This is a genomic window from Bacillus pfraonensis (assembly GCF_050768835.1).
In the GTDB taxonomy this organism is placed as follows: Bacteria; Bacillota; Bacilli; order Bacillales; family Bacillaceae_G; genus Bacillus_A; species Bacillus_A pfraonensis.
In genome coordinates this window covers 81,020-106,097 of sequence record NZ_JAHCDO010000006.1, presented here as the reverse complement: position 1 = coordinate 106,097, position 25,078 = coordinate 81,020, and the positions used below count along the sequence as shown (strand labels likewise).

21 protein-coding genes and 4 pseudogenes are annotated in these 25,078 nt (G+C 36.4%); 14 read left to right on the top strand and 11 right to left on the bottom strand.

The annotated features are described in order from the left end of the window. Positions 1-47: 47 nt before the first annotated feature. Both KFD70_RS07875 and KFD70_RS07870 read left to right on the top strand, forming a co-directional pair. The gene (locus tag KFD70_RS07875) at positions 48-188 is read left to right on the top strand and encodes a competence protein (protein ID WP_174103606.1); all 141 of its coding nucleotides are present in this window, start codon (positions 48-50) and stop codon (positions 186-188) included. Further along, positions 189-386, top strand: a complete 198-nt coding sequence (locus KFD70_RS07870; protein ID WP_336450970.1) for a DUF3813 domain-containing protein — start codon at positions 189-191, stop codon at positions 384-386. 26 nt (positions 387-412) lie between these two features. Here the strand turns inward: KFD70_RS07870 and KFD70_RS07865 are convergent, their stop codons facing one another. Continuing rightward, the gene (locus KFD70_RS07865; protein ID WP_336450969.1) at positions 413-1,270 is read right to left on the bottom strand and encodes a YitT family protein; all 858 of its coding nucleotides are present in this window, start codon (positions 1,268-1,270) and stop codon (positions 413-415) included. 107 nt (positions 1,271-1,377) lie between these two features. Between KFD70_RS07865 and KFD70_RS07860 the strand changes: the two genes are divergently transcribed. Both KFD70_RS07860 and prsA read left to right on the top strand, forming a co-directional pair. Further along, positions 1,378-1,509, top strand: coding sequence for a DUF3941 domain-containing protein (locus KFD70_RS07860; protein ID WP_336450968.1), 132 nt, complete (start codon positions 1,378-1,380; stop codon positions 1,507-1,509). A gap of 123 nt (positions 1,510-1,632) precedes the next feature. Next, positions 1,633-2,493: a peptidylprolyl isomerase PrsA gene (prsA, locus tag KFD70_RS07855; RefSeq protein ID WP_336450967.1), complete on the top strand. Its 861-nt coding sequence runs from the start codon at positions 1,633-1,635 to the stop codon at positions 2,491-2,493. Positions 2,494-2,527: 34 nt separating this feature from the next. On the opposite strand, the gene KFD70_RS07850 is transcribed toward prsA, so the two are convergent. Next, entirely contained in the window at positions 2,528-3,394 is an 867-nt protein-coding gene (locus tag KFD70_RS07850) for a CvfB family protein (RefSeq protein ID WP_241817535.1), read from the bottom strand. 143 nt (positions 3,395-3,537) lie between these two features. Here KFD70_RS07850 and KFD70_RS07845 point away from each other — a divergent pair, with 143 nt between their 5' ends. Continuing rightward, on the top strand, positions 3,538-4,029 hold the full coding sequence (locus tag KFD70_RS07845) for a YajQ family cyclic di-GMP-binding protein (protein WP_017152866.1): 492 nt from the start codon (positions 3,538-3,540) through the stop codon (positions 4,027-4,029). Positions 4,030-4,255: 226 nt separating this feature from the next. On the opposite strand, the gene KFD70_RS07840 is transcribed toward KFD70_RS07845, so the two are convergent. After that, positions 4,256-5,563 (bottom strand): alpha-amylase family glycosyl hydrolase, encoded by a 1,308-nt coding sequence (locus tag KFD70_RS07840; protein ID WP_431613099.1) that lies wholly within the window; start codon positions 5,561-5,563, stop codon positions 4,256-4,258. Between the two features lie 203 nt (positions 5,564-5,766). Between KFD70_RS07840 and KFD70_RS07835 the strand changes: the two genes are divergently transcribed. The 3 genes and pseudogenes from KFD70_RS07835 to KFD70_RS07825 form a co-directional block, all read left to right on the top strand. Further along, the gene (locus KFD70_RS07835; protein ID WP_431613098.1) at positions 5,767-7,029 is read left to right on the top strand and encodes an ammonium transporter; all 1,263 of its coding nucleotides are present in this window, start codon (positions 5,767-5,769) and stop codon (positions 7,027-7,029) included. 398 nt (positions 7,030-7,427) lie between these two features. Further along, the gene (locus KFD70_RS07830) at positions 7,428-7,643 is read left to right on the top strand and encodes a PepSY domain-containing protein (protein ID WP_336450964.1); all 216 of its coding nucleotides are present in this window, start codon (positions 7,428-7,430) and stop codon (positions 7,641-7,643) included. A gap of 86 nt (positions 7,644-7,729) precedes the next feature. Beyond that, positions 7,730-7,810: pseudogene (locus KFD70_RS07825) on the top strand (IS6 family transposase); the annotation flags it as partial. Here the strand turns inward: KFD70_RS07825 and KFD70_RS07820 are convergent. Both KFD70_RS07820 and KFD70_RS07815 read right to left on the bottom strand, forming a co-directional pair. Further along, a pseudogene (locus KFD70_RS07820) lies at positions 7,803-8,309 on the bottom strand (nucleoside hydrolase); the annotation flags it as partial. The pseudogenes KFD70_RS07825 and KFD70_RS07820 sit on opposite strands and share 8 nt — an antisense overlap. 75 nt (positions 8,310-8,384) lie before the next feature. Continuing rightward, a complete protein-coding gene (locus KFD70_RS07815; protein WP_336450963.1) occupies positions 8,385-9,845 on the bottom strand; it encodes a flavin monoamine oxidase family protein in 1,461 nt (486 codons plus the stop codon). A gap of 520 nt (positions 9,846-10,365) precedes the next feature. On the opposite strand from KFD70_RS07815, the pseudogene KFD70_RS07810 reads away from it, so the two are divergent. From KFD70_RS07810 to KFD70_RS07800, 3 genes and pseudogenes are all read left to right on the top strand, one after another. Next, positions 10,366-10,730: pseudogene (locus tag KFD70_RS07810) on the top strand (DUF3992 domain-containing protein). A 20-nt stretch (positions 10,731-10,750) separates the two neighbouring features. Beyond that, positions 10,751-11,098, top strand: coding sequence for a DUF3992 domain-containing protein (locus KFD70_RS07805; protein ID WP_336450962.1), 348 nt, complete (start codon positions 10,751-10,753; stop codon positions 11,096-11,098). A gap of 131 nt (positions 11,099-11,229) precedes the next feature. Beyond that, positions 11,230-11,688 carry a hypothetical protein gene (locus KFD70_RS07800; RefSeq protein ID WP_336450961.1) on the top strand — a complete coding sequence of 153 codons (459 nt, stop codon included), beginning with the start codon at positions 11,230-11,232 and terminating at the stop codon, positions 11,686-11,688. Here KFD70_RS07800 and KFD70_RS07795 read toward each other — a convergent pair. The 3 genes and pseudogenes from KFD70_RS07795 to hemH all read right to left on the bottom strand — a co-directional run bounded on the left by KFD70_RS07795 (position 11,668) and on the right by hemH (position 14,750). Further along, a pseudogene (locus KFD70_RS07795) lies at positions 11,668-12,078 on the bottom strand (S-Ena type endospore appendage). The gene KFD70_RS07800 and the pseudogene KFD70_RS07795 sit on opposite strands and share 21 nt — an antisense overlap. A 189-nt stretch (positions 12,079-12,267) precedes the next feature. After that, positions 12,268-13,734 (bottom strand): catalase, encoded by a 1,467-nt coding sequence (locus KFD70_RS07790; protein ID WP_336450960.1) that lies wholly within the window; start codon positions 13,732-13,734, stop codon positions 12,268-12,270. Between the two features lie 56 nt (positions 13,735-13,790). Next, positions 13,791-14,750 carry a ferrochelatase gene (hemH, locus tag KFD70_RS07785; RefSeq protein WP_431613097.1) on the bottom strand — a complete coding sequence of 320 codons (960 nt, stop codon included), beginning with the start codon at positions 14,748-14,750 and terminating at the stop codon, positions 13,791-13,793. Between the two features lie 709 nt (positions 14,751-15,459). Here hemH and KFD70_RS07780 point away from each other — a divergent pair. Continuing rightward, complete coding sequence (locus KFD70_RS07780; RefSeq protein WP_336450958.1) at positions 15,460-16,356, top strand: mechanosensitive ion channel family protein; 897 nt, start codon at positions 15,460-15,462, stop codon at positions 16,354-16,356. 490 nt (positions 16,357-16,846) lie between these two features. Here the strand turns inward: KFD70_RS07780 and KFD70_RS07775 are convergent, their stop codons facing one another. Then, on the bottom strand, positions 16,847-17,140 hold the full coding sequence (locus KFD70_RS07775) for an RNA polymerase alpha subunit C-terminal domain-containing protein (protein ID WP_336450957.1): 294 nt from the start codon (positions 17,138-17,140) through the stop codon (positions 16,847-16,849). A 560-nt stretch (positions 17,141-17,700) separates the two neighbouring features. Here KFD70_RS07775 and KFD70_RS07770 point away from each other — a divergent pair. Further along, entirely contained in the window at positions 17,701-18,498 is a 798-nt protein-coding gene (locus tag KFD70_RS07770; RefSeq protein WP_336450956.1) for a LysM peptidoglycan-binding domain-containing protein, read from the top strand. 94 nt (positions 18,499-18,592) lie between these two features. Here the strand turns inward: KFD70_RS07770 and KFD70_RS07765 are convergent, their stop codons facing one another. Further along, a complete protein-coding gene (locus tag KFD70_RS07765; RefSeq protein ID WP_431613096.1) occupies positions 18,593-19,765 on the bottom strand; it encodes a cell wall-binding repeat-containing protein in 1,173 nt (390 codons plus the stop codon). Positions 19,766-20,365: 600 nt separating this feature from the next. Between KFD70_RS07765 and KFD70_RS07760 the strand changes: the two genes are divergently transcribed. Further along, positions 20,366-22,927 (top strand): Ig-like domain-containing protein, encoded by a 2,562-nt coding sequence (locus KFD70_RS07760; protein WP_336450954.1) that lies wholly within the window; start codon positions 20,366-20,368, stop codon positions 22,925-22,927. A 172-nt stretch (positions 22,928-23,099) separates the two neighbouring features. Here KFD70_RS07760 and asnB read toward each other — a convergent pair whose 3' ends face one another. Further along, positions 23,100-24,953 (bottom strand): asparagine synthase (glutamine-hydrolyzing), encoded by a 1,854-nt coding sequence (asnB, locus tag KFD70_RS07755; RefSeq protein ID WP_336450953.1) that lies wholly within the window; start codon positions 24,951-24,953, stop codon positions 23,100-23,102. Positions 24,954-25,078: the final 125 nt, after the last annotated feature.

Here is a 25,078-nt window from a genome sequence, read left to right as displayed (position 1 = left end):
CGCAGCGATGCGTCAGTTATTTTCTGCTAAATAAGGGGGAATTCAAATTGGGTAAAAAGAACAAATCAAAACGTTTCGTCCAACAAGGTGCCGATGCTGTTATGCAGCATGCTGCAAGATTCCCGTACCGCGGTACATTAGCTGATGCAGAAAAAGAACGAAATAACTCTTCTCTCGGAGGGGTTTAAATGGGTAACTTATTATTTAGACAAGCGCGAGATGCTGTTTCTAATGCCGTTTCTTGTTCAAGCGGTAACGAACAACAGGAACTCGTTTATCGAGCAAAAAATGCTTTGCAGTCCGCTTATGCCAATTCTTCAACTGCAGAAAAGGTACAACTGCGTGAGATGCAACAGCAACTACAAAACATTACTAACACACATTAAAACAAGAGGACCGATTCCGGTCCTCTTTAATCTTTCCGAAACAATCCAAATACACCGACTGTTTGAACTATATTTGTAAATGCACCAGGGTCTACCTGTTTAATAATTCTCTCTAGTTCATATAACTCATAACGCGTAATCACCATCATTAACATTTCTTTATTTTCATTTGTATATGCGCCTGTTGCTGGTACAGTCGTAATACCCCTTACTAAACGAGATTGTATCGCTTTCCTTACATCGACACCATTCTTCGTAACGATAAACGCCGTGATTTTCACATGACGTGTATGAATCGCATCAATAATCCGTGTCGATACATATAACGTCACTAGTGTATATAACGCTTTTTCCCAGCCATACATATAGCCAGCCGCAATGATAATAATTGCATTAAAGAAAAAGAAATACGTTCCAACTGGCTTATCTTTCACTTTTGATAAAATCATTGCAATAATATCTAAACCACCTGTGGAAGCCCCCCATTTCAAGGCAATCCCTACTCCTATTGCCGAAATAAGCCCTCCAAAAATAGCGTTTAATATAATGTCACTTGATACAGCCTTTACTGGCACGATTTCTAAAAAGAGTGTCATAAATACAACACATAAAAAACTGAATAACGTAAACGCCTTCCCCACCTTTTTCCAAGCTAAAATCACAACCGGAATATTAAATAAAGCAAAAAGTACCCCTGTCGATATGTGAATCGACGCAAAATCATTTAATACTTGTGAAAGCAATTGAGATAATCCCGCAAAACCGCTTGCATACACTTTTGCAGGTGTTAAAAATAAGTTCATTCCAATTGCATTTAACAAACCTGCAATCATAACAACAATGAGTTTCTTTATTAATTCAGCATAATTTAATTTCAAATCCATATTCCATCCACCTTTATAGATCATGAGTTCACCACTATCTGTATACATAGTCTTTACGAAAACGGAAATGATAAACGTACAACCATTTAGAAATGGAGTTGATACGTATGCCACATACGAGCGATAATGATAAAAAAGCACGAGATAATAATGCAAAGCGCGCACTAAAGAATGAACAGGAACAAAAAAATATTCAGCAAGGAAAACGTACCTATTCTAAAAAAACAGATCATCTTTAATTCGTTCGTACATCAACAAGATTGTTGATGTACTTTTTCATTTCACAAAAAACATCTCAATTTCACTTCATGTTCACTTCACTATTTTACAATAACAACAACATAATTAGATGAGGTGTTCGTATGAAAGGAAAACAATTATTAATGGTTACAGCTGCGCTCGGAACGTTAATGCTATCTGCTTGTGGCGCAAAAGATAGCTCAGAGGAAATTGCAACGTCAAAAGTTTCAACCATTACAAAAGGTGATTTTGACAAACAATTAAAAGAACGGTACGGAAAAGATATGCTATATGAAATGATGGCACAAGATATCATTACAAAAAAATATAAAGTATCTGATGATGAAGTTGACAAAGAGTTTAAAAAAGCAAAAGAGCAATTTGGTGATCAATTTAAAGTAGTATTAGAAAGTAACCGACTAAAAGATGAAGATGACTTTAAAAATCAAATTAGATTCAAATTAGCAATGAACGAAGCCATTAAGAAGAGCATTACAGATAAAGATGTAAAAGCAAACTATAAACCTGAAATTAAGGCCAGTCACATTTTAGTAAATGATGAAAAAACAGCAAATGACATTAAGAAACAACTAGATGAAGGTGCATCATTCGAAGAGTTAGCAAAACAACACTCCCAGGATCCAGGTTCAAAAGAAAACGGCGGAGACCTTGGATACTTCGGCCCAGGTAAAATGGTGTCTGAATTTGAAAAAGCTGCTTATAAATTAAAGGTCGGTGAAATTAGCGCCCCTGTCAAATCATCAAACGGCTATCACATTATTAAATTGACTGATAAAAAAGAATTGAAACCATATGATGAAGTAAAAGATTCTATTCGTAAGGATCTGGAAGAACAGCGCTTAGCAGATCAAACTGCTGGTCAAAAAATATTGTTAGATGAATTCAAAAAAGCTGATATTAAAGTAAAAGATAGTGATTTGAAAGATACATTCTCTCGTCTTTCAGAACAGCAACAACAATAAAAAATCGGAACAGGCATATGCCTGTTCCGATTTTTTATTTTTTAAAGTAAGTCCATCCTTCTTCTTGATAAACTTTTTCTTCTTTCATCAACTTACCAAGCGCACGCTTGAACGCTGCTTTACTCATATTAAAACGTTCTTTAATATCTTCTGGATAACTCTTATCCCAAAATGGCATTGCTCCGCCACGTGTCTCCATATACTCATAAATTACCGCAGCATCATCTTCCATTCCCTCTTCTTTACGCGGAAGAAGTGAAATATTAATCGTACCATCATCTTTCACATCAATAATACGGCCTGTTACACGCTCGCCAATACGAACTTGTTCTTTTCTTTCTGTATGATGTAAAAAGGCACGGAAATGCTCATCCGTTAATACAAATGAACCAACTTGAAGCGAGCGATACACGCGTCCGTTCACATTTTTATTACGCATAGATGGCGTTGCATCTACGATAATCTCCTGCATATCTGAATCTCTTGCTGGAAGAGCGATTAAACGACCACGATTTGTTAATTTTAATGTACAATATAATTCATCGCCCTCTTCTGGCCAAACCGGCGTATAAATCGGAAACTCATCAGCTGGGATTAAGATATCCTTAGAAACACCGATATCAACGAATACACCTAGATCAGGTTTTACTTCTACAACTTTTACCCAGTTCCAGTCATGTACTGTAATGATCGGCGTCTTCATTGTGGCAGAAATTCGTTCTTTATGATCAAGGTATAAAAATACATCAATCTCATCGCCTTCTTCGATTTCTCCCGCTACTTCGTTTTTATGTAGAAATACTTCTTCATAGCCCTCTTCATCATCAAATCCGACCATATATCCAATTTCCGTTTCGCGTAAAACAGTTACCTGTTCAATCGATCCTGGTTGTAAATACATATATTTTAATTCCCTTCTATATATAAAGTTATATGTTTATCATTCCAAAGAAAGCTTCATTATAACACGAATTTTCCTTTATTTGTCCAACTGACCAAAATTAACTATAATAGGAGTTGGAATTTAATTTGGAGGTGCTTACTATGGCAAAAGATAGTTCTTTTGACATCGTTTCAAAAGTAGAATTACCAGAAGTAACAAATGCTATTAACATTGCGTTAAAAGAAATTCAAAATCGCTATGATTTTAAAGGAAGCAAAAGTGATATTAAATTAGAAAAAGAAGTAATCGTTTTAACTTCTGATGATGAATTTAAATTAGAGCAAGTAAAAGACGTTCTTATTTCAAAACTAGTTAAACGCGAAGTACCAATTAAAAACTTAGACTACGGTAAAGTAGAAAGCGCTGCTGGTAACACAGTACGTCAACGCGCAACACTGCAACAAGGTATCGACAAAGATAACGCTAAGAAAATCAACAACATCATTAAAGATTTAAAATTAAAAGTAAAAACACAAGTACAAGATGATCAAGTACGCGTTACTGGAAAAAGCCGCGATGACTTACAAGCAGTCATTTCAGCGATTCGTGGTGCTGATTTACCAATTGATGTACAATTCATCAACTATCGCTAAAAGAAAAAAATCCTCTACTCGGAGGATTTTTTCTTTTAGCTCATATGTGAACTATTAATGAAAAACCTTTCTTTTTAGGCAGGAGCGAGCATCCGACCTTGCATAGAAGCGGTCAGGGCCTTTTTTCGCCCCCTGACACGCGAAAACAAAAGGAGAGAATGAATTCAAATTCGCTTTTGTTTTCATTGCTATACACAATACACGCCCTATCAAAACATATCCACTCTTATGATTTCTTCCGTTTCTTTACCGCAATTAAAAACGCAATAAACAGTACATTTACACCAACTAATAAAGAAATAAAAAGCCAGTTCACTCCTGTTTTTTCTCTCACTTGATATACATTTGCTTCTTCTCGCTTCAATATGAGATAATAATTCCCACCTTCTTCTCTAATGATTTCATCTTCTAATAATCCCTTTAATTCTCTATTTCCCCCTATCTCATTTGCCGAAAACGAAATTTTTTGTGTCTCTTTTGTGTTGTTAATCGCAATCAGTGTCACTTCATCTTTATACTTCCTTTTTAGCACACTCATTCCAGCTTTATCATATAACAACTCAAATGTACCGCGACGGAGAGATGATAACTGTTGACGCAGCTCTCCTAATCTCGTTACATACTGTAAAAACTTTTCATCCGTTTTAAAATCCATTAATCGGCGATTATCTGGTACATCCCCACCATCAAGCGCGATTTCCGTTCCGTAGTAGACAATCGGCAGCCCTGGTGATGTGTATAAATACGCAAGCGCTAATTTCAAACGCGACGGCGGATAGTATCCGTTCTCTTTCGCACTTCTGACAAACCGCTTCTTATCTTGATTATCTACAAAAGTACTTGTCATTTTTTCATTTTCTATTAAACTCGCGTCATAAAGCGGTTTAATAGACGTATCCGATTTCGTGAAAACATCTGTTATATGCTTATAATACTCATTATGTATCCCCTCTTCCCCATCAGTTATAACGAGGAAATCTTTTTTCATTCCTTGAACACTTTGTTTTACTTCATTTAAAAAGGCGCGAGATATTTCTTTACTATGTATAAGATAACTTCCATCTACATTTACTTCTTTCATCCACCATCGTATCGATTCAATCAGCACAGCTTCTTCTTTTTCTATAACAAACTGCAACACGATTTTCATATCTCGTTTATGCGCTTCCTGCACGAGCTGTTTTACATCTTGCAGTGATCCAAAATGTTCATTCACCTTTTTAAAATCAACCGTATCATGTCCATCATACGTTTTACTTTTAAAAATTGGCGAAAGCATAATCGTGGTGAATCCCATGTCCTTTATGTAATCTATTCGCTTTATAATCCCTTGTATATCTCCCCCTTGGTATCCTTCTAAATTTCCGACATCAAGCTGTTTATCATTTTTTGCATCTCCATTGTTAAAACGATCCACCATAATAGAATAGATCACTTCATCTTGCCACTTTCTTTTTTCTTCCGCTAGTGTATGCATAGGCGCCAAAAAAGCAAATATCATACAAAAACAAATGAACACTCCTCTTTTCCACATAATATCCCCCAACTTCTCTCTAATTGTAAGAATAGTATATCAATTTTTCGAACAAACCGCACTTACATAAAATCTATGTTAGATTTACTCACATAACATTTAAAATTTTCTGAAAAATATGTTGATTTTTTATTAGTTATTGAATATGATATGAATCATAACATTAAATGTAATATTTTATAACATTATAGGAGGGGAAAAGAATGAATATGGGAGATACTGTATTTTTATTTTTAGCGACAGTAATGGTTATGATTATGACGCCAGGTTTGGCACTTTTTTACGGCGGGATGGTTCGTAGCAAAAATGTACTGAGTACAACCATGCACAGCTATAGCGCAATGGCGATTGTTTCAATTCAATGGATTTTTATCGGCTATTCTTTATCATTCGGCCCAGATTGGAACGGCATCATTGGTACATTAGATTGGTTCGGCTTACAAAACGTAACCTACGCACCAAATCCAGACTACTCCGCTACTATTCCACACAATTTATTTATGATGTTTCAACTTATGTTTGCAATCTTAACTCCAGCGTTAATTTCAGGAGCATTTGCTGAACGAATGCGATTTTCTGCTTTTCTTATTTTCATTCTTCTTTGGACGACAATCGTCTATAATCCAGTTGCCCACTGGGTATGGGGCGTTGGCGGCTGGCTTCGCGAACTCGGCGCATTAGATTTCGCTGGTGGTAACGTTGTCCATATCACATCCGGGGTTGCTGGACTTGTATTAGCCATTTTCCTAGGTAAACGAAAAGACATAAACGGCCCTTCCCCTCACCATCTACCATTTACACTTCTAGGCGCAGGCTTATTATGGTTTGGTTGGTTCGGATTTAACGTTGGTAGTGCCCTTACACTAAACGACGTAGCACTCACTGCATTCATTAATACAAATACCGCCGCAGCAGCTTCTGCTTTAACATGGATTTTAGCAGAATGGTTCTTCCAATCAAAACCGACTGTAATGGGAGCAGCTTGCGGGGCCGTATCTGGACTCGTTGCGATTACGCCAGCTTGCGGATTTGTCACTCCGTTCTCCGCCCTTTTAATCGGAGCGATTGGAGGGGTTCTATGTTTCGGAGCTGTCTTCTTTTTAAAACATAAACTTGGATATGATGACGCACTTGATGCATTCGGATGTCACGGTATCGGTGGTACATGGGGCGGTATTGCAACTGGACTATTCGCAACTACTTCTGTAAATAGCGGTGGCGCTGATGGATTATTTTACGGAAATGCCGTGCTTCTTTGGAAGCAGCTTGTCGCAATTGGGGCAACATACGCTTTTACAATTATCATGACATACACCATTATTAAAGCGATTAACTTCTTCCTTCCTGTTCGCGTACATGAGCACGAGGAACAACTGGGACTCGATATTTCGATGCATGGGGAGAAGGCTTATGAGTATAGCGAGAAATCATTAGGTGAAGTGGCAATACAGAAAGAGGCTAAGTGATACATTTTAAAATATATAACTTGTACAATAAAAAAAAGGGTTGTCTCTTTTTTGAACTGTACCCTATAAAGTGAAACTTTAATCAGTGGGGGTTTTCCTCATCCCCCACTGATTATTAGTTGAACCAATCGGGCCTTTACGGGCAGTTTATCTCCCACCTAACTTCTTTGCTCCCGCCGAATTTTGAGGTGGGAGTATTACTGCCCGTTAGTGCGGGATAAATCACCAAAAATATTCGTTATTGGTCAAAGCAGCCCTTAGCGTATAATATATGCGTTTTGTCGTCAGGGCCCCTAATAGTATGCAAGTAAAAAATTGTCACTCTGGTTTATTAGTACAAGCACTTTTTTCTTTTTTTCATAATATATTTCAAAAAAAAATTTAAGGAGGAATTTTAAGTGTATGAAAGAATATTAACGATGGATTATGCTCAAGGTATAGCCCTTAAACAAGTACCTGGAAATGTTGAACGTGTAAAAATGTCTCTAATATATGGAGTAATGTTTTATAAATTCTATATTTCAACAGAAGATAACAAAAGATTCCTTGTAGAGGTTGATGCAAGATCAGGAAAAATCTTAGGAGCTAGAGAGATAAAACCTGATTCAGATTGATTCATACTTCTTTTTCTTGAACTGAAGGGTAGCTTTAATTGAGCAAGAATAATCGTCATTGACGGTCTTTTTTACATTGAAGCGTAAAGGCTGCAAAGTGCTTTTTTAAGAAAGCTTTGCAGTCTTTTCATGTTTCTAAACCTTGTGTTGTGACCGTTGATAAAAATTTGCTTCTGATACAGGAGTAACATTTCCAGGATATAAAAAAGCCCCACCCATAATATAATAAGATTTTATTTGTTTCATTAAATCTCCGTACAGAATAAACATCGTAGCAAGCGAAGTTAACCTTCCAGTATTAACAATAATAATTTCCTCTTTATATCTTTCAATAATCTCTATAACTCCAAAGAAATTTTCTAATTCTTCAGCTGGTATGTCTGAAGGTAGAACGATTGGCCCTAATCCATGAAAGCCATGAATTTCAGGGTAATAGACTGGAGCTTCTCCAGTCATTGATCTTTGTGCACCACCCATAATTTTAATATCCATTTTTCCAATTTTCCCTGCTAAATATCGAACATTTCGGGCCGCAATTTCACGGGATACATTACCATAGTCAGCAACAATCCCAACAATATCAATTTTGTCGGTTAAGTATGTAAATATAAGTGCTACCGCATCATCAATTCCTATATCACCAAAGAATAGAACTTTCTCCCCCATTTATTCACCTCTTTAGGTTTTTACACTTATGTCTTTATCACTTACAAAAACCTTTTCAACTATCGATGATCCAAGTTATGGTACGTTCGGCAAGTTATTCACTTCATACGCAACCCGTATTCCTGATTCAATTGCTCCTTGCATCCACCCATGGGTAAGTGTCGTATGTTCACCAGCAAAATGTACCCTTCCTTCAGGCGTAGGAATATAAGGATACAGCTCTAATTCCTGTCCCGGTTCGAAAGCCGTGAAAGCTCCACAAGAATAAGGATTTTGCCCCCAACTAAAGGAAGCACCTGATACGAACTCAAAATAAACTTGATTTCCGTAAATTTCTGCTAAATCCATTAAGGCGTATCGAATTCGCTCTTTTTCAGATAAGCTATCCCATGTTAAAGCTTCATCCGCCCATGTATAACTTGCCAAAATCACCGCATTCCCTCTTGTACCAATCCCATAGCTTGGATAATAGGTAAACCGAATTGGTAGTTCAGTTATAGATTTACCACCATATTGACCTACTCTTTCCCAAAACCTACTTTTAAACTCGATTGCGATTTTGGTTGAGGCCATATAGTTGAGTTCACGAATTGCTTTTCGTTTATTATATGAAAAAGAATCATACGGTTCGACTTTCACAAATCGCAAAGCTGAAAATGGGACGGTTATAATAGCGAGATCCCCTGTTATCGCGGAATACCCTGAGGTTTGTTCATGAATAGAATGAATGGTTACACTGTTTTTTTCCTGAACGATTTTGGTCATTTTTTGATGGAACAAAATATTTTCTTTTAATTGCGGTAGAAATGATTGAGGTAATCGATCCATGCCACCTGTTATCTCATAAAAATGAGTTGTCGATGTGAAAAATATGGATTCCCGTAAAACTTCAACAAAGGACATCCCCATATACGCTTCCATATCAAGAAGTACACCAATCATATCTATTGCACCGTTTGAAAAATAGGAGTTTAAGATAAAACCCAACGAATATTTTCTAAATTGTTTTTCTAGCAGTGGCCAATTTTTCTCCGGATCTTGTTTAATAAAATTGATAATAGGTTGTATGACGAAAAGCAACAGTTCCTCAGCAGTTTTCCCTCTTTCATTAGGGACAACTGGATATTTCAAAATACTCGGATTCCGTTCAAACATGTTGAGACGTGTTTGAACACCATTTGCGTAAATAATATCTAGCGGAGTTCTATTAATAAATAAATTTGTGGGTAACATGAATTTTTTAATATATTCTAAAGTTAAAGAATGCGTATTAGGAATACGCATTGGTCCTGCGTTAAAGTATAATCCATTACTAAAAGGAGAGCGCAAAGTATGAACACGTCCACCCAATCTATCATTCGCTTCAAGAATTGTGACTTTATGCCCGATGCCTTTTAATAAAGAGGCTGCAACAAGTCCAGCCATTCCCGCACCAACAACAATAATATGTTTAGGGGATTGCGAGTTTTCAAGACCATTTCTAATAATACTAATCATTTGCTCAGTGGTTAATTGATTGTTCCTATTCTTAGGCATCTCTTCTCTCCTCTGCAAAAGTATTCCTTGCATTATATTCCTTTGCAGGGATGTCTATGTGTTTTTAACATATATGTAGATATTTACCATTAAGATCGATATCCCAATTAAAACTGAGAAAGTAAAAGATGTAGCAAAGAAATAAAGTTCTTATAGATATTTTAAAATACAAAGCGCCTGAAAATCAGTTGTCTTATTTAAGGTTGCTAAAGATTAATCAACCTGTAGGTAATCTACCAATATATAAATTCATTTTTTAAATTTAACTTGAAAAACATAAAATTTATATACATAATTATTAGGTTTTATTTTTCGCATCAAAGAACAGATTGAAAAAACAGATCAGTATTCAAAATCACTGTAAAGCATTTAAAAGATATAACTAGAAATCACCAAAACTCCCCACTACTAATAAATCAAAAATGTCACAAATACAAAACAGGTACTTGCACAAGCAAAAGAAAACCATGGACATAAACATATATAGAATTCAAAAGGTGATAAGGAAAGGGGAAGAACTATGTCGTGTAATTGCTCAGTAACAGCTTTAAGTTGTTGCCCCGAAAAAAATTATGTTCAAGATAAGGTTTGTAGTCCCTGGTCTGGTACCACAGTTACAGGTTGACTTTAACTCTTTATAATAATAATACAAATCAAAATATCGTCGGTACAGGTTTCATTAAGTACGACGTCGGGCCAGGGCCTATAACAGTATTAATTCTCGATGCGGCCGGCGGGACTATTGATACTTTAACACTTACTACAGGAACGAGCGTAGCATTTACCTATCGTCGTTTTGATCGTATTCAAACTACTTTACCAGTCGCAACTCCAGGTACCTATCAAGGTGAATTTTGTATTACAACACGGTATGCAATTTCATAAAGAATGGGAGGATGTAACAAATGATACAGACTAGTTGTTCAGCACTTTCTTGTTGTACAAGCAAAGTGTTTGTTCAAGATCAGGCTTGCAGTACTTGGAGTGTGACTGGAACCGGAACGACCATTATATACGCTAATAATATTGCGCAAGAGATTTTTGCTTCCGGATATATAAAATACGATGCTGGATCAAACCCGGTTACAGTAGACTTTTTAAACGGCGCTACAGTGGTTGATACACTAACGATTTCAGCTCAAAGTAGCTCTGCCTTTACAGAGCGCGGTTTTAACCAAATCCGCGTTACAACAACCGGAGCCGGCGTTCATCAAGGCGAAATTTGTATTACAAGCCGCTATTCGCTTTCATAACAACGATAAGTATGCCAAAGCTGGCATACTTTCTTTATCTAGAAATTTATATTTTATTTAAAAAATAACGATAGAGAAAGGAGGGAAGATTTGTATGGGTTGTTGCAATTGTTGTGGTTCACTAAGCTGCAATGGTTTATCTAATTGTAATAATAATAGCAATCAGACAAACGTGTACTTTACAAATTGTTACTGGAAATGTAGCAATTCCATTTGCAACAGATACAACTGTATTAACATTACCTGTTACAACAACAAACAGTTTACAGCCAGTAAAAATAGATGGGACCTTACAGTTACAAGTGGTACTTCAAACCTTAATCGCAGTTGTATTTCAATGCGGTATTACGATTCAATTACAACGAAACGGAACTCCATTAATAACAGAGACATACCAGCTAGGAGGAACACTTTCCCTTCTAGCAACTGTCACGCAAACAGATGTGATTCCAATATCATTTGTTGATAACAATACATTGCTTGGAACAAATACGTATACGGTTGTTGTGAATTTTTCTCAAAGATCTATAGGAGCTGGTTCCATTACGGTTACCGCTCAAACAAGAACATTAAATGCGATTACTTTTTGAGTGACAATATGTAAATTGACAGCAATACTTCCCCTCTAAATAAGACAGAGAAGCATTCGGGATGTCTATCATCACAACAGATTGAAACTCTGTTCCTGTAAAAGAAGTTGTATTGCCAGGTAAAACAACTAAAGTTGCTGTAGATATACCGTTAATAACAATCTTGACAGGATCTGTGCTGTTTGAGCTATTGTATACAGAGACTGTATTTTCCATCAAATTTCCATAGTTCTAAACTTTGTACTTGCCCATCCTCACAAGAAAATTCCCTGAAAATTCATTAGAAACGAGTTCACACTCTGGATTTGGCGGGGGTGGATATGGAGGATATATAGGTTGACAAGATAATCCAAGAGGTGCATAGCAACCAATTTGTTTTTTCTTGTTCAACGATATCTCCCCCCTTTAAATAACACAGCTTTTTACTAATAAATGCTTGAGAAAAGAAGATTATTAATTATAAATCATCTACACATAAACAAAAATGAAAGACGACTGCAAAAAATCAGTCGCCTTTTTATATTTATAGATACATATCGCAATTTAAATTTGAGAATAAAAGAGAATTAAAAATGTTTTTTATTTCGCAGGTTTTCCTACATACGCTGAAATATCAACGTTTAAAGCTTTCGCCAAACGCATACCGTACTCCTGATCTGCACGGAAGAAGTTGCAAATTGCAAGTAATTTTGTTTGTTCATGCACATCTTTTAAGTCGTTTGTTAAGTTGGTGATTAAGTTGTCTTGTTCTTCTTTAGAGAATGAACGGTAACGCTCACCTGCTTGTTTGAAGTCGTTTGGTTTATCGATTTTTTCACGAGATACATAACCTTCAAGCTTCATAGTTGAGTCGCGGTATGCTGGATCCTCAACTGGGTTTTCCGCATGGCGACTTGGCTCGTAGTTAATTGTTGATGGTTGTTGATTCATTTGCATTGCACCATCACGTTGTTGATTACGAACAGCTGCATACGGGCAGTTTACAGGAATTTGTAAATAGTTCGCCCCAAGACGGTAACGCTGTGTATCTGGATAAGAGAATAAACGTCCTTGTAATAATTTATCTTCAGACGGTTCAATGCCAGGTACAGTTGCACTTGGAGTAAACGCCGCTTGTTCTACTTCTGCAAAGAAGTTTTGCGGATTACGATTCAATGTCATTGTTCCTACTTCCATTAATGAGAAACGATCTTCTGGCCATACTTTTGTTGGATCTAACGGATCAAAGTCTAAAGAATCCATTTCATCCAGTTGCATCACTTGTACGTGAAGATCCCATTTTGGATAATTCCCTTTTTCAATCGCATCAAATAAGTCACGAGTTGCATGGTTAAAGTCTTTTCCTTGCACTTGTTCTACTTCTTTTGCACTTAAGTTACGAATACCTTGCTGTGGTTTCCAATGATATTTAATATAAACAATTTTACCTTCTGCATTGATCCATTTAAATGCATGTACTCCGAAACCTTCCATTTGACGATAGTTTGCTGGAGTTCCGTAATCAGAGAATACCCACGTCATCATATGTGTAGACTCTGGAGACAATGTCATAAAGTCCCAGTAACGATCTGGCGTTTGAATATTTGTATCTGGTGCTGGTTTTAAAGAATGCACCATGTCAGGGAATTTAATTGCATCACGAATGAAGAAAACAGGTAAATGGTTACCAACGATATCATAGTTTCCTTCTTCTGTATAAAACTTCACAGCAAATCCACGTGGATCACGAGCTGTTTCTGGAGAGCCTTGCCCATGGATAACCGTTGAAAAACGAACGAATACAGGTGTTTCTGTTCCCGCGTTTTGTAAAAATGCTGCTTTTGTATATTGCTTCATGCTATTTTTCGTTACGAAAACACCATGAGCACCCGCACCACGCGCATGTACGACACGCTCAGGAATACGTTCACGATCAAAATGAGCAAGCTTTTCTACTAAATGATAATCTTCTAATAATACCGGTCCACGGCGACCAGCTGTACGAGAATTTTGGTTGTCTCCTACTGGAGCACCTTGGTTTGTTGTTAAGCGATTATTTGGATTCATCAGGGGAACCTCCTATTATTTAATGATAATAATTACTTTTTTAAAATTATTATAAATTAATTATTATTCAAAATTACTTTTTTGTCAATTATTTCATTCAATTTTTTGGAAACAATTTCTACTAAACAATCAATAAATGAATCTTGCGCATTCGGCATAGCTGGCCTGAAATAGAATACACCTAATTCATCAGTCACAACTTTACACTCATAATCATTGTCATACAGCACTTCTAAATGTTCTGCTACAAAACCAACAGGACAGTATACAAAAGATTCATAACCATGCTTTTCATGTAACTCTTTCGTTACATCCTGTACATCTGGTCCAATCCATGGGTCTGGTGTATTTCCTGCACTTTGCCAGCCGATTGTATAATGCTGGGTACCTGCTGCTTCAGCAATTAAATCTGCTGTATGCTGGAGTTGCTTCACATATGGGTCTCCCGCTGCAATAATTTTTTCTGGTAAACTATGCGCCGAAAAAATAACAACAGCTTTCTCCCTATCTGCAATTCTAGTAAATGTTTCTTTGATTTCGTTTGCCCAATATGCAATAAACTTCGGTTCGTCGTACCACTGTTCAATCGGTTCTATAGCGGGACCATTTATACTTTCAGAAATTTTTCGAGCACGATCATTGTATGCTTTAATACTAAACGTTGAATAATGAGGCGCTAACACAATACTAATTGCTTCCTCAATACCGTCCTGCTTCATCTCTTCTACAGCATCTTCAATAAATGGAGCGATATGCTTTAATCCTAAATAGCATACAAATTCAAATTCTGAAAAACGTTTATTTAACTCATTTGTTAATTTTCTAGCTTGTTCCTTTGTAATCTTCGCTAGTGGCGAAATACCACCAATCGCTTTATAGCGTCCCACTAAATCGTCAAGCGCTTCTTGAGATGGCTTACGTCCGTGACGAATATGCGTATAATACGCCTCCACATCTTCTAATGACTCTGGCGTTCCATACGCCATCACAAGTAAACCTATTTTCTTCTTATTCATCTATATTCACCCCAATATCGGAAATGAGAATCTTTTTCAAGAACATTTGTTTCCAGTATAACAATTGATAATGAGTACGTCAAAATAATAATTCTAAATAAGTATTATTTATAATATGATTTTTAATTTTATTTGACAATTTATTTAATATCTCTTGTCATATTCTGGTTTGCTTCTATCTATATAAAACGAATATGATATAGGATTGCTATCGGTGCATGCTACTCATAAAGTGAAACTTTAATCAGTGGGGGGGTTCTTCATCCCCCACTGATTATTAACCCTTACCAATCGGGCCTTTACGGGCAGTTTATCGCCCACTTAACTTCTTTGCTCCCGCCGAATTTTGAGATGGGAGTATTACTGCCCTAAAGTAGCGGGATAAAATATAAACTGAGAAGACATCATGCCTGAAATCACAATAGAAATGACATAGGACATAACAGGACATTTAGCGTATAAAAAACGCCTGGATTTAAATTAATGTGGATTTGAAATAAAGTCGTACTTTTTTTAAAAAAAATTGCACCGTTATACCCCTTTAGATAATCTAAAGGGGTATATTTATAGTAAAAAGGAAAAGAACATCTGGAATTGAAAGATCGATTAAGGAACTGTTGAGTGACAATAAGTTGTTTCGTTAAAGGGTGATGTTGTTGAAGATGAACTGGGAATAAAAATCAAAATACATAGTTAAGGAAGTGGATGGATGAATTTATTAACTTTTACTGAGGAATTTTTTAATTATGTAAGGGAGTTTTTACTTTTAAGATTTATACTATTTGCTTTGATCCTTATGACTTTTTCCTTTGTCATAAACCGTATTATTGATTGGTTTTTTAGGAAGTCAAGTTTTTTTGACGAAGAAGTAGAACAGACGATTCAAAGTGTAATTCGGTCAATTTTTAGGTATGGAATTTTAATCAGTCTTGTTATTTATCTAATTAGTCAATTTGTAGATATAAAAGGTATTCTTGCAGGCGCAGGGATTGCCGGAGTTGTCGTTGGTTTTGCTGCACAACAGATGCTAAAAGATGTTATATTAGGGTTCGCAAGATTAACGGACAAAGAGTTTCGTGTCGGCGATTTTGTTACTTTTAACGGAACAAGTTCAGGTACCATTGAGGAAATCAGTATTCGCTTTATGCAAATTCGTGAATGGTCGGGAAAACTCCTTACCATCCCACATGGAGAGATTAGAACGATACAAAATTTTAATAAAGGCTGGATGCGGGTTATTGAACGGATTACGGTAAGTTATCAGGAAAATCCTACAAGAATAAAGGAATTGTTAGAAAAAGTATGTGTTATCTGCAATGAAAAATTGGATCAAAGCCTATATAGGATAGAGGACGAGGCTGTTGAATCATTTCACTATATTGGTGTTACAGACTTAAATCCAAGTCTTAAATATGTTGGGTACGAATTTTGTATTATAGGTTCGGTTAAACCTGAGGAGTATTTTGAAACTTCTAGGCAAGTAAGGTTTGAACTTATGTCTATATTCCATGAGAATCAAGTACAAATGCCCGCAGCAAATATGTTCGTTCATACTGAAAAATTACAGCTGGAGAGCAGCTTTCACCAAGTAGGTAAAGAAAACTAGCTGATTGGAGACCCTAGGTCAGTTCATGAGGTGTGATTGGAAATTATATTTAGAAATTCGGTTTGTAGACCGGCAGATTTTGATGAGCTTAAGGGGTTAAACAATTCCTCCTAAAAAAGGAACTTCCGTACTCGGGTGCAATTCTGCAGCAAGAATTGTGCTCATTCTTTATGTATCGGGACATATTCCTGAATAACTAATTGTGGAAATAATGGAAATTTAAGATGGCGCGTTAGTAGAATAAGGAACAGTGAATGAATCAAACTTTTTATAAAACATTTGAGCAATTAAATGAAATAAGAGCATATTTTGATTAATCTTTTTTCAAAACATGCTCTTTCTATTTGTCTTTTATCAGCGCCATTCTCATTAATTTGTTCAAACTTTATTTTAAAGCTACAATTAAGCCAGGCATTTTATTCATGTGTCTTATTTTTAATACTTCGGTAGTCATATTATACATTTCTGTAAGTATACTCGTTCTCGGCATTTAATTTTTAAATGATAACCCACTCTCCTGCAAAGCAGTTCTAAGTTTAGGTAAAGATGCTGGTCCCATACCATGAAATTGTAAAATCTCTTTTTCACTATATGTTGATAGTTGTTGCAAAGAAGTAATTCCATTGTGTTCCAACGCTCGTCTTGCTGGTGCCGATAGTAAAGAAAGAAATCCATGATCAGGTTTGCGTTCTTTCTCACAAGTCGGGCAGGTCGGACAATCGCTACTTTTATAATATTTGTGTCCTTTATCGCAAATCCTTACATTTTTTTCTGAAGTTGTCATATTAAAATATCTCCTTTCTTTTGAAATTATTTTCTCTTTCAACATCCTACTAATTATCGAGGATTGATTTATTTAATAATTGATTCCTACCTCTACATAATCTTGAAGTGGGGAATTCTACTATTTCTGACCTAACAAAAACAGTTCCTCTCATTCAACAAAAAGGATACAACAATTTAGAAATTCGGTAGCGTCTTTATACAAGACGACCAATCGTCAAAGCGGCGGATTAATGAATAGAGACACCAAGTTTCCACATATATTTCATCTTTCCTTAGGTGCAGCTACGAAAACGAATGGTATAAGACTCACTAAGTTTAATATTATAAAATCACAATAAAATGAATAAAAGATGTATACAAATAATTAGTGGTATATAATCCCATTGCAATATTCGACTTCAATTATATCGTTTAAATATTGATATACAATTAATGACGATACTCTTTCAATTTGTTAGTATATAAATGACTTAACCATAAATTAGCAATAATTATACGAATTTATGCATTTATATTCAAATTAAGTCTATCTCAACGATTTTCAGGAGGTTTTTTTCGATGAAGTTACATAAGATGAAACATTTGCTGCCTATATCTGCTGCAACAATTACACTCGTATCTAATCAAGGAGTGGCCGATGCCGCAACGGTTTATACTGTTAAAAAGAATGACACTCTCTGGGATATTAGTAACCAATATGGAGTTTCAGTTCAGGCAATGAAACAAGCGAATCATAAGACGAATGATCGAATTTATATTGGAGAACAGTTAACCATTCCATTCTCGCCTTCCTCAAGCGAATCTACATCGCAAAAAGATGTAGCAGTTTCCAATCATTCAGCTCAAGCTGTTTATCAAGTTCAACGCGGGGATACATTAGGAGCTATCGCAAAACGATACAATGTATCCATACAAGCCATTAAACAAGCTAACCATACAAACGGTGACCGAATTTATGCAGGTCAACACTTAATCATTACGACAGGCATTTCAGAACAAGAAATGGACTTAATGGCTCGTTTGGTTACTGCCGAAGCCGGAGGAGAGCCTTACGCTGGGAAAGTTGCAGTGGCAAAAGTTATATTAAATCGCGTTAATTCAACAGAATTTCCAAATACAATTACCGATGTAATTTATGAACCTATTAAATATGGCTATGCCTTTACTCCGGTTACAGATGGAAGGATTAATCAACCAGCAACCCATGAAGCAAGAATGGCAGTAGAGGAAGCAATCTCTACGAAAGGAAGTGATTCTGATTGGCTTTATTTCTATAATCCAAAAACTTCTACTGACAAATGGATTACCACGCGTCAAACTGTTGCAGTAATTGGTAATCATGTGTTTGCTAAATAATGAAAAAGAAGACACTCTCACAAGTGTCTTCTTTCATTGTAAAAATCTCTTAAAATATGTATCTAGTATCCTACATACTCATAAAAAACTTTCGTTACATCATAGCGCCATTATCTTTGAATGAATACCATTTTCCATCAATGAAATGTTTCCCTGTTGCCATTGCACCGTTAGACTGTAAATAATACCATGCGCCATTTTCTTGTAGCCATCCTGTTTTCATCGTTCCATCTGTATTCATGTAATACCATGTGTCATTATCTTCTATCCATCCTGTTTTCATCACATCAAAAAAGTAATACCACTTTCCATTATAACTAAACCATCCTTGCTTATTTGCACCAGTTTCATCATCAAAGTAATACCATTCACCGTCTAGTTGTTTCCATCCTGTTACCATTGAACCATCTGAATTAAAGTGCCAAATAGTACCGCCTTCAGCTAATTTCCCTGTCCGCATAGCGCCACTATCATCAAAGATGTAACGCTTTCCTCCTTCATCTAACCAACCTTCGTTCCACCCATTTGCTGTGCTTTTCATTGTGCCATTTGCATTTAAGTAGTACCACGTACCCTTATCTTTTAACCACCCTGTTTTCATCGTTCCGTCTGCGTTCATATAGTACCAATTCCCATTATCTTCAATCCAACCTGTTTGCATCTTACCACCAATAAAGTAGTACCAGCTTCCTTTATAGCTTAGCCAACCATTATAACTAAGCCCCTTATCATTAAAGTAGTACCACTTATTATCAATTAAAGTCCAACCTATTGCCATGGATCCATCTTCGAGAAAATAGTTACCTGTACGATATTCTCCAATCCAAGCTTTCGTAAACATTTCCCCATTATCTGGATTTAAAAAATAAGTTTTCCCATTATATTCAAGTAATCCGTGGTGTAGCTTTCCGCCTTGATGTACATAATACCACTTTCCACCATACTGAACCCAACCGTTATTGGCATACATCGCACCGTCTGCTCCTAGTAAGTAACCTTCATATTGATCTACAATATAACCAGTTTTCATTTTTCCGTTTCCATCAAAGTAGTACCATTTTCCCCCATCACTTAACCAACCTGTTTTCTTCACACCATTTTGATCATAGAAATACCATGTATTCCCCTCTTTTACCCAACCTGTTTTCTGCATTGCCTGTTCTGCTTTTGGAGCAAGTTGTTTTACAGCTTCTTGATTTTCAGCATGAGATACTGCAGGAACTACAAACATTGCAGACATTAAAACTGGCAAAATAGTTTTCTTCATTTTCCATATCCCCCAAATAATGAATAATTTTAGTTTTTATTTCCACAAGCAGAATTATATTACGATGTTTTAATATAATCAATACATTTTTGTAACGAAAATGAAATATTTTTTATCTATCCGAAACAAAAATCATTTAACAGTAATTAAAATCACCTTTTCGTTACACTTTTGTTTTAATAAACCTTTACAGACGCTATGTTTTGAGTGATAAAAAATAGATGGAGGGTCAACATTCTCTAAATCTACCCTGCCACAAATTTTTCGAATGAAAATAAGTCGTGAATTGATAGATGTATATGATCCCCAATAACTGTGGAACTTCACATCACCTTAAAAAATTCTCAATATTGCAGTTATGATTCCTCAAAATTTGCGCTTTACTATGTAACTTAGAAAAGCAAACGGATAAAGTGGAACTTTAATCAGTGTAGGGTCTCTTCATCCCCACTGATTATTAGCCTTCACCAATCGGGCTTTTACGGACAGTTGATCTCCTGCCTAACTTCTTTCTTTTGCCGAACTTTGAGGTGGCAGTCTTACTGTCCGTCAATGCGGGATAACCGTTGAATTCTAACAAGCATATGAGGAGGAATTATAATGAAACAGCCTTTTATTAAAAAAGCAGTACTGATTTCTACCCTTACAATGAGTACAATCCTATCCACTACAATTCCATTTAACGTTTTAGCAGAAGCACCTAATGAAGCAATACAAGCGCAGCAAGAACAACTTTCTGAGGAAATTATGAAGCTATCATTTGAAGAAAATCTCAATGATAGTTCCGCTTCCAATCATAGTGTTTCATATAAAAATGGAAGCCCTTCTTTTACAGATGGACGCGTAAATAAAGCTCTCAACTTCAAATCAACATCACAGAAAAATGCTTCTTATATCGATTTAGGAGATACACCGCAATTAAAATTTGGAGAAAACACAAACTTCACAGTAGCCTTTTGGGTGAGATCATCAGGTGTGAACGCTGACCCGGCTATTATTTCAAATAAAGATTGGCAAAGCGGCGGGAATTTAGGCTGGTTTATCGGCTTAAAGGATAAATCCCTCCTTTGGAATTTCAAAACATCTGGTAGCTCTCGTCTTGATGCTTCTATCCGAAATGTTGCTGATAATGCTTGGCATCATATTGTAATTTCTCATGACCGTAATGGATATGCTGCAATTTATAAAGATGGCAAGTTAGAAAAACAAATTGATATTAGTAAAATGAAAGGTACAATCGATACGAATTACACAACAAAAATCGGTGTCGATGGCAAAGGAAACTTATTCGGAAACAACTTCAATGCGGCATTAGATGAAGTATCGATTCTAAAAAAAGCCGTAACAGCTGAAGATGTGCAAAAGATGTATCAGTCTGCTCCTCCTATCTCTGTTACTGATATTTCAATTGACCAACCAACTGTTCATTTAAACGTTGATGGTTACACATATGTAAAAGCCGATATCAAACCGTCAGATGCAACAAATAAAAATGTAACTTGGACAAGTAGTAATAAAGACATCGCAAACGTTGAAACGATAGATGGAAAAGTAAAAGTAATTGGAAAAAGCATAGGAAAAACAACTATTCAAGCTATTTCTGAAGACGGAAAAAAAGTCGCGAATGCAGAACTAACTGTTACAAATTCTTTAGATGTAACACGGGATGGTTTGCTCGAACAAAGTGATGTAAACTTTGTAAAACAATACATTGGATCTGATGAAAATAGTCAAAACTGGAATAAAATTAAGCACGCTGATGTAAATGGAGACGGAAAAATTGATGAAAAAGATACACTTCCTCTTGAGGAACGACTAAAACAATCTACAAATTATCCGTACAAACATATCTTTATTATCGGATTAGACGGAGCTGGTATTGCTGTCAAAGATGCAAATGCTCCTAACATTAAAAATTTTATTGAGAGCGGCGTAAGTACTTACAATGCGAAAGCTCTTTCTCCAACAATTAGTGCTCAAAACTGGGGCGGAATCTTACACGGGGTAACACCTGATAAAACAAATATCAATAATACAACCGCAGGATCCCAAGCATATCCTGAAAACTCACCTTATCCATCATTTATGAAAGTACTAAAACAAGAACGACCATATGCAAAAACAGCTTCATTCTCTGCATGGAATCCAATTAATATAGGGATTATCGAACAATCCGTAGGTGCTCACTTAGAGTCTGTTCGAGATGATCAGTTAGCACCAAAAATCGCAAATTATATTAAAACGGACGGAAAAGATACGGAAGTCACATTCATTCATTTTGACGATATTGATGGCGCTGGTCATTCTCAAGGCTACGGTAGCCCGGCATATGTGAAACAAATTGAAAAAACAGATAAAAATGTAGGGGTTGTATTAGATGCAATTCGTGACGCTGGTTTACTAGAAGACAGCCTTATTATTATGACAACAGATCACGGCGGGAAAGGCTACGGTCACGGCGGAGAATCTCCTGAAGAAAAAACGATTTTCTGGGCTGCAAATGGTCCTGGAATTCCAGCAAAAACAACCATTACTGACCCAATGACAAATATGGATACAGCAGCGATCGTCGCGCAAGCACTACGCTCAAACAAACCAGCAACTTGGGATGCAACAGTGCCTGAAAATGTATTAGAAACATTCTCAACTAGCATTAAACTTAGTGAGTCGGAACATACCTTAAAAGAAGGAGAATCGTTTGAAATCACTGCAAAGATTAATCCTAATGTTACAAATAAAAAATTGACTTGGAAAAGTGATGATCCAACTATCGCAACAATAAAAGCAACGGATGACAAGGCAATTATCACTGCTGAAAAAGCTGGTATGGCAACAATCACTGTAACAACTGCTACTGGTGAATATGTAGCAACATGTAAAGTTACTGTTGAACCAAATCATGTGCCTGTTACAGGAATCACAGTAGCCGAACGATCTTTCCAGCTTAAACAAGGAGATTCCAAAGTTGTATCTGCTTCCGTTCTTCCTGAAAATGCATCAAATAGAAACATAACATGGAAAAGCAGTGACCCTAGCATCGCTGCACTTGAAAACCAAAATGGTGCAACTTATGTAAAAGCATTGAAACCCGGGCGCGTTGTTTTAACTGCAACGACGGAAGATGGAAAATATAATAAATATGTTTATATTCAAGTGAAATAGCAAAATCGGCTTACAGTCTCTGTAAACCGATTTTCTAGATTGTTAGTGTAAATTGGTGAATGAAATTTTACCAGCGTTTTTTAAAGATATCGACCAACCGACTAATAGCAACAAAGATAGAACTCTGTATAATCGCAAAAAGCGGCTCACAATAATTGTAAGCCGCTTTTCCCTATTCCTTAATATTCACTCCATACTCCTTAAACCAAACGTGAATTTGAGCTAAGTGCGCCAATAGCTGCGGTCCTGTCATCAACTGACCAAACCATGGCGTTTGAAATGCACTTCCTCCTGATTGGATCAATCCTTGTAATTGCTGTTTATCAAACAACTCATGCAAAATAGAATTTTTATCTGTTAGTAAATCCTCCAACCACACAGTGACCGCTTTTGTGTAATGCGGATTATGTGTTTTCGGATACGGGCTTTTCTTTCTATATAATATATCGTTTGGTAATACTCCTTCTAATGCTTTACGCAACAGACCTTTTTCGCGGTTTTTATACATTTTCATTTCCCAAGGAATATTCCACGCATATTCGACAAGGCGATGATCTGCAAATGGAACACGGACTTCTAGACTCGCCCCCATACTCATTCGATCTTTTCTATCTAATAATGTTGTCATAAACCAAACCATATTTAAATAAAACAGTTGCCGCCTTTTTGCTTCAATTGCACTTTCTCCTTCTAAAACCGGTACTTCTTGTATCGATTCTTCGTAGCGCTGCTGTACATATTCCCTTAAGTTTAATTTATTACGCCATTCTTTCTTCAGAAGTTGCTCGCGCGCCTCTGTAGAACGCATCCATGGAAATGCGCTTGATTGTAAATCATCTTCCCTGTAAAACCACGGATAACCGCCAAAGATTTCATCGGCACATTCACCCGACAAACCAACGACAAAATCCTGTTTAATTTCTCGGCAAAACCATAATAATGAAGAATCGATATCTGCCATACCAGGTAAATCACGCACGAGTACCGCTTCTGTTAAATACGCTGCTAACTGTTCATTGGAAATCACACAGCGGTGATGAATCGTACCGAATGTTTCTGTCATCAAATCAATAAACGGTGCATCGGAATTTGGCTGAAACGCATTCGCTTTAAAATATTTTTCATTATCTTCGTAATCAATCGAATACGTATGCAATTTTCCTTTCCCTTCTCTTTCATATGCCATTGCTGCAAATGCAGTAATGGCACTTGAATCTACCCCGCCTGACAAAAATGTACATAAGGGCACATCCGAAACCAATTGTCTTGTAATTGCATCCTTGAGTAGAAACTGTACTTGTTCTACTGTTTCTTCAAATGAATGTTCATGTTTTTTACTTTCAACATTCCAATATCTCCATATACATAATCCATCTTTTGAAAATGTAAGAGCGTGCCCCGGACGAAGTTCTTGCATTCCCCCATAAATACCATGCCCAGGCGTTCGAGACGGTCCTAATCCAAATACTTCTGATAGTCCTTCTGTCGTAACTTCTGTCTTGACATCCGGATGAGCTAAAATAGCTTTTAATTCTGAGGCAAACAATAATCTCCCATTATCATATTTGTAAAATAATGGTTTAACACCTAATCGATCCCGTGCAATAAACACTTGTTCTTTTTTCTCATCCCAAACTGCAAATGCATATATCCCATTTAAATGATCGACACATTCTTCTTTCCACTCTATATAAGATGCTAATAACACTTCTGTATCAGAATGCCCTTTAAACGTATAACCTCTTCTCAGCAATTCTTTACGAATATCTTCTGTATTGTAAAGCTCCCCATTATAGCAAATTGTGTAATTCTCTTCTTCTTTCATACACCTACATGTCATCGGCTGTTTTCCGCCCTCAGGGTCAACTACAATTAACCGTTTATGCCCGAAAGCAACATGCCTTTTTACCCAGACATTCGTATCATCTGGTCCCCTCTTCGCAAGTGTTTCTGCCATCTTCGTAACCGTCTCTCTTTCACCTTCTAACGACCGCTTATAATCAATCCAACCTGTAATCCCGCACATATAAATCATCCTTCCTATCCTATATCCGTATAACTTTACTCCGTTCAAAACCCAAATAGAACCAAAAAGGCCGAGATGAAACAACTACACGTAAATGCCTAATTGGTGAGGGCTAAAGATTCAGA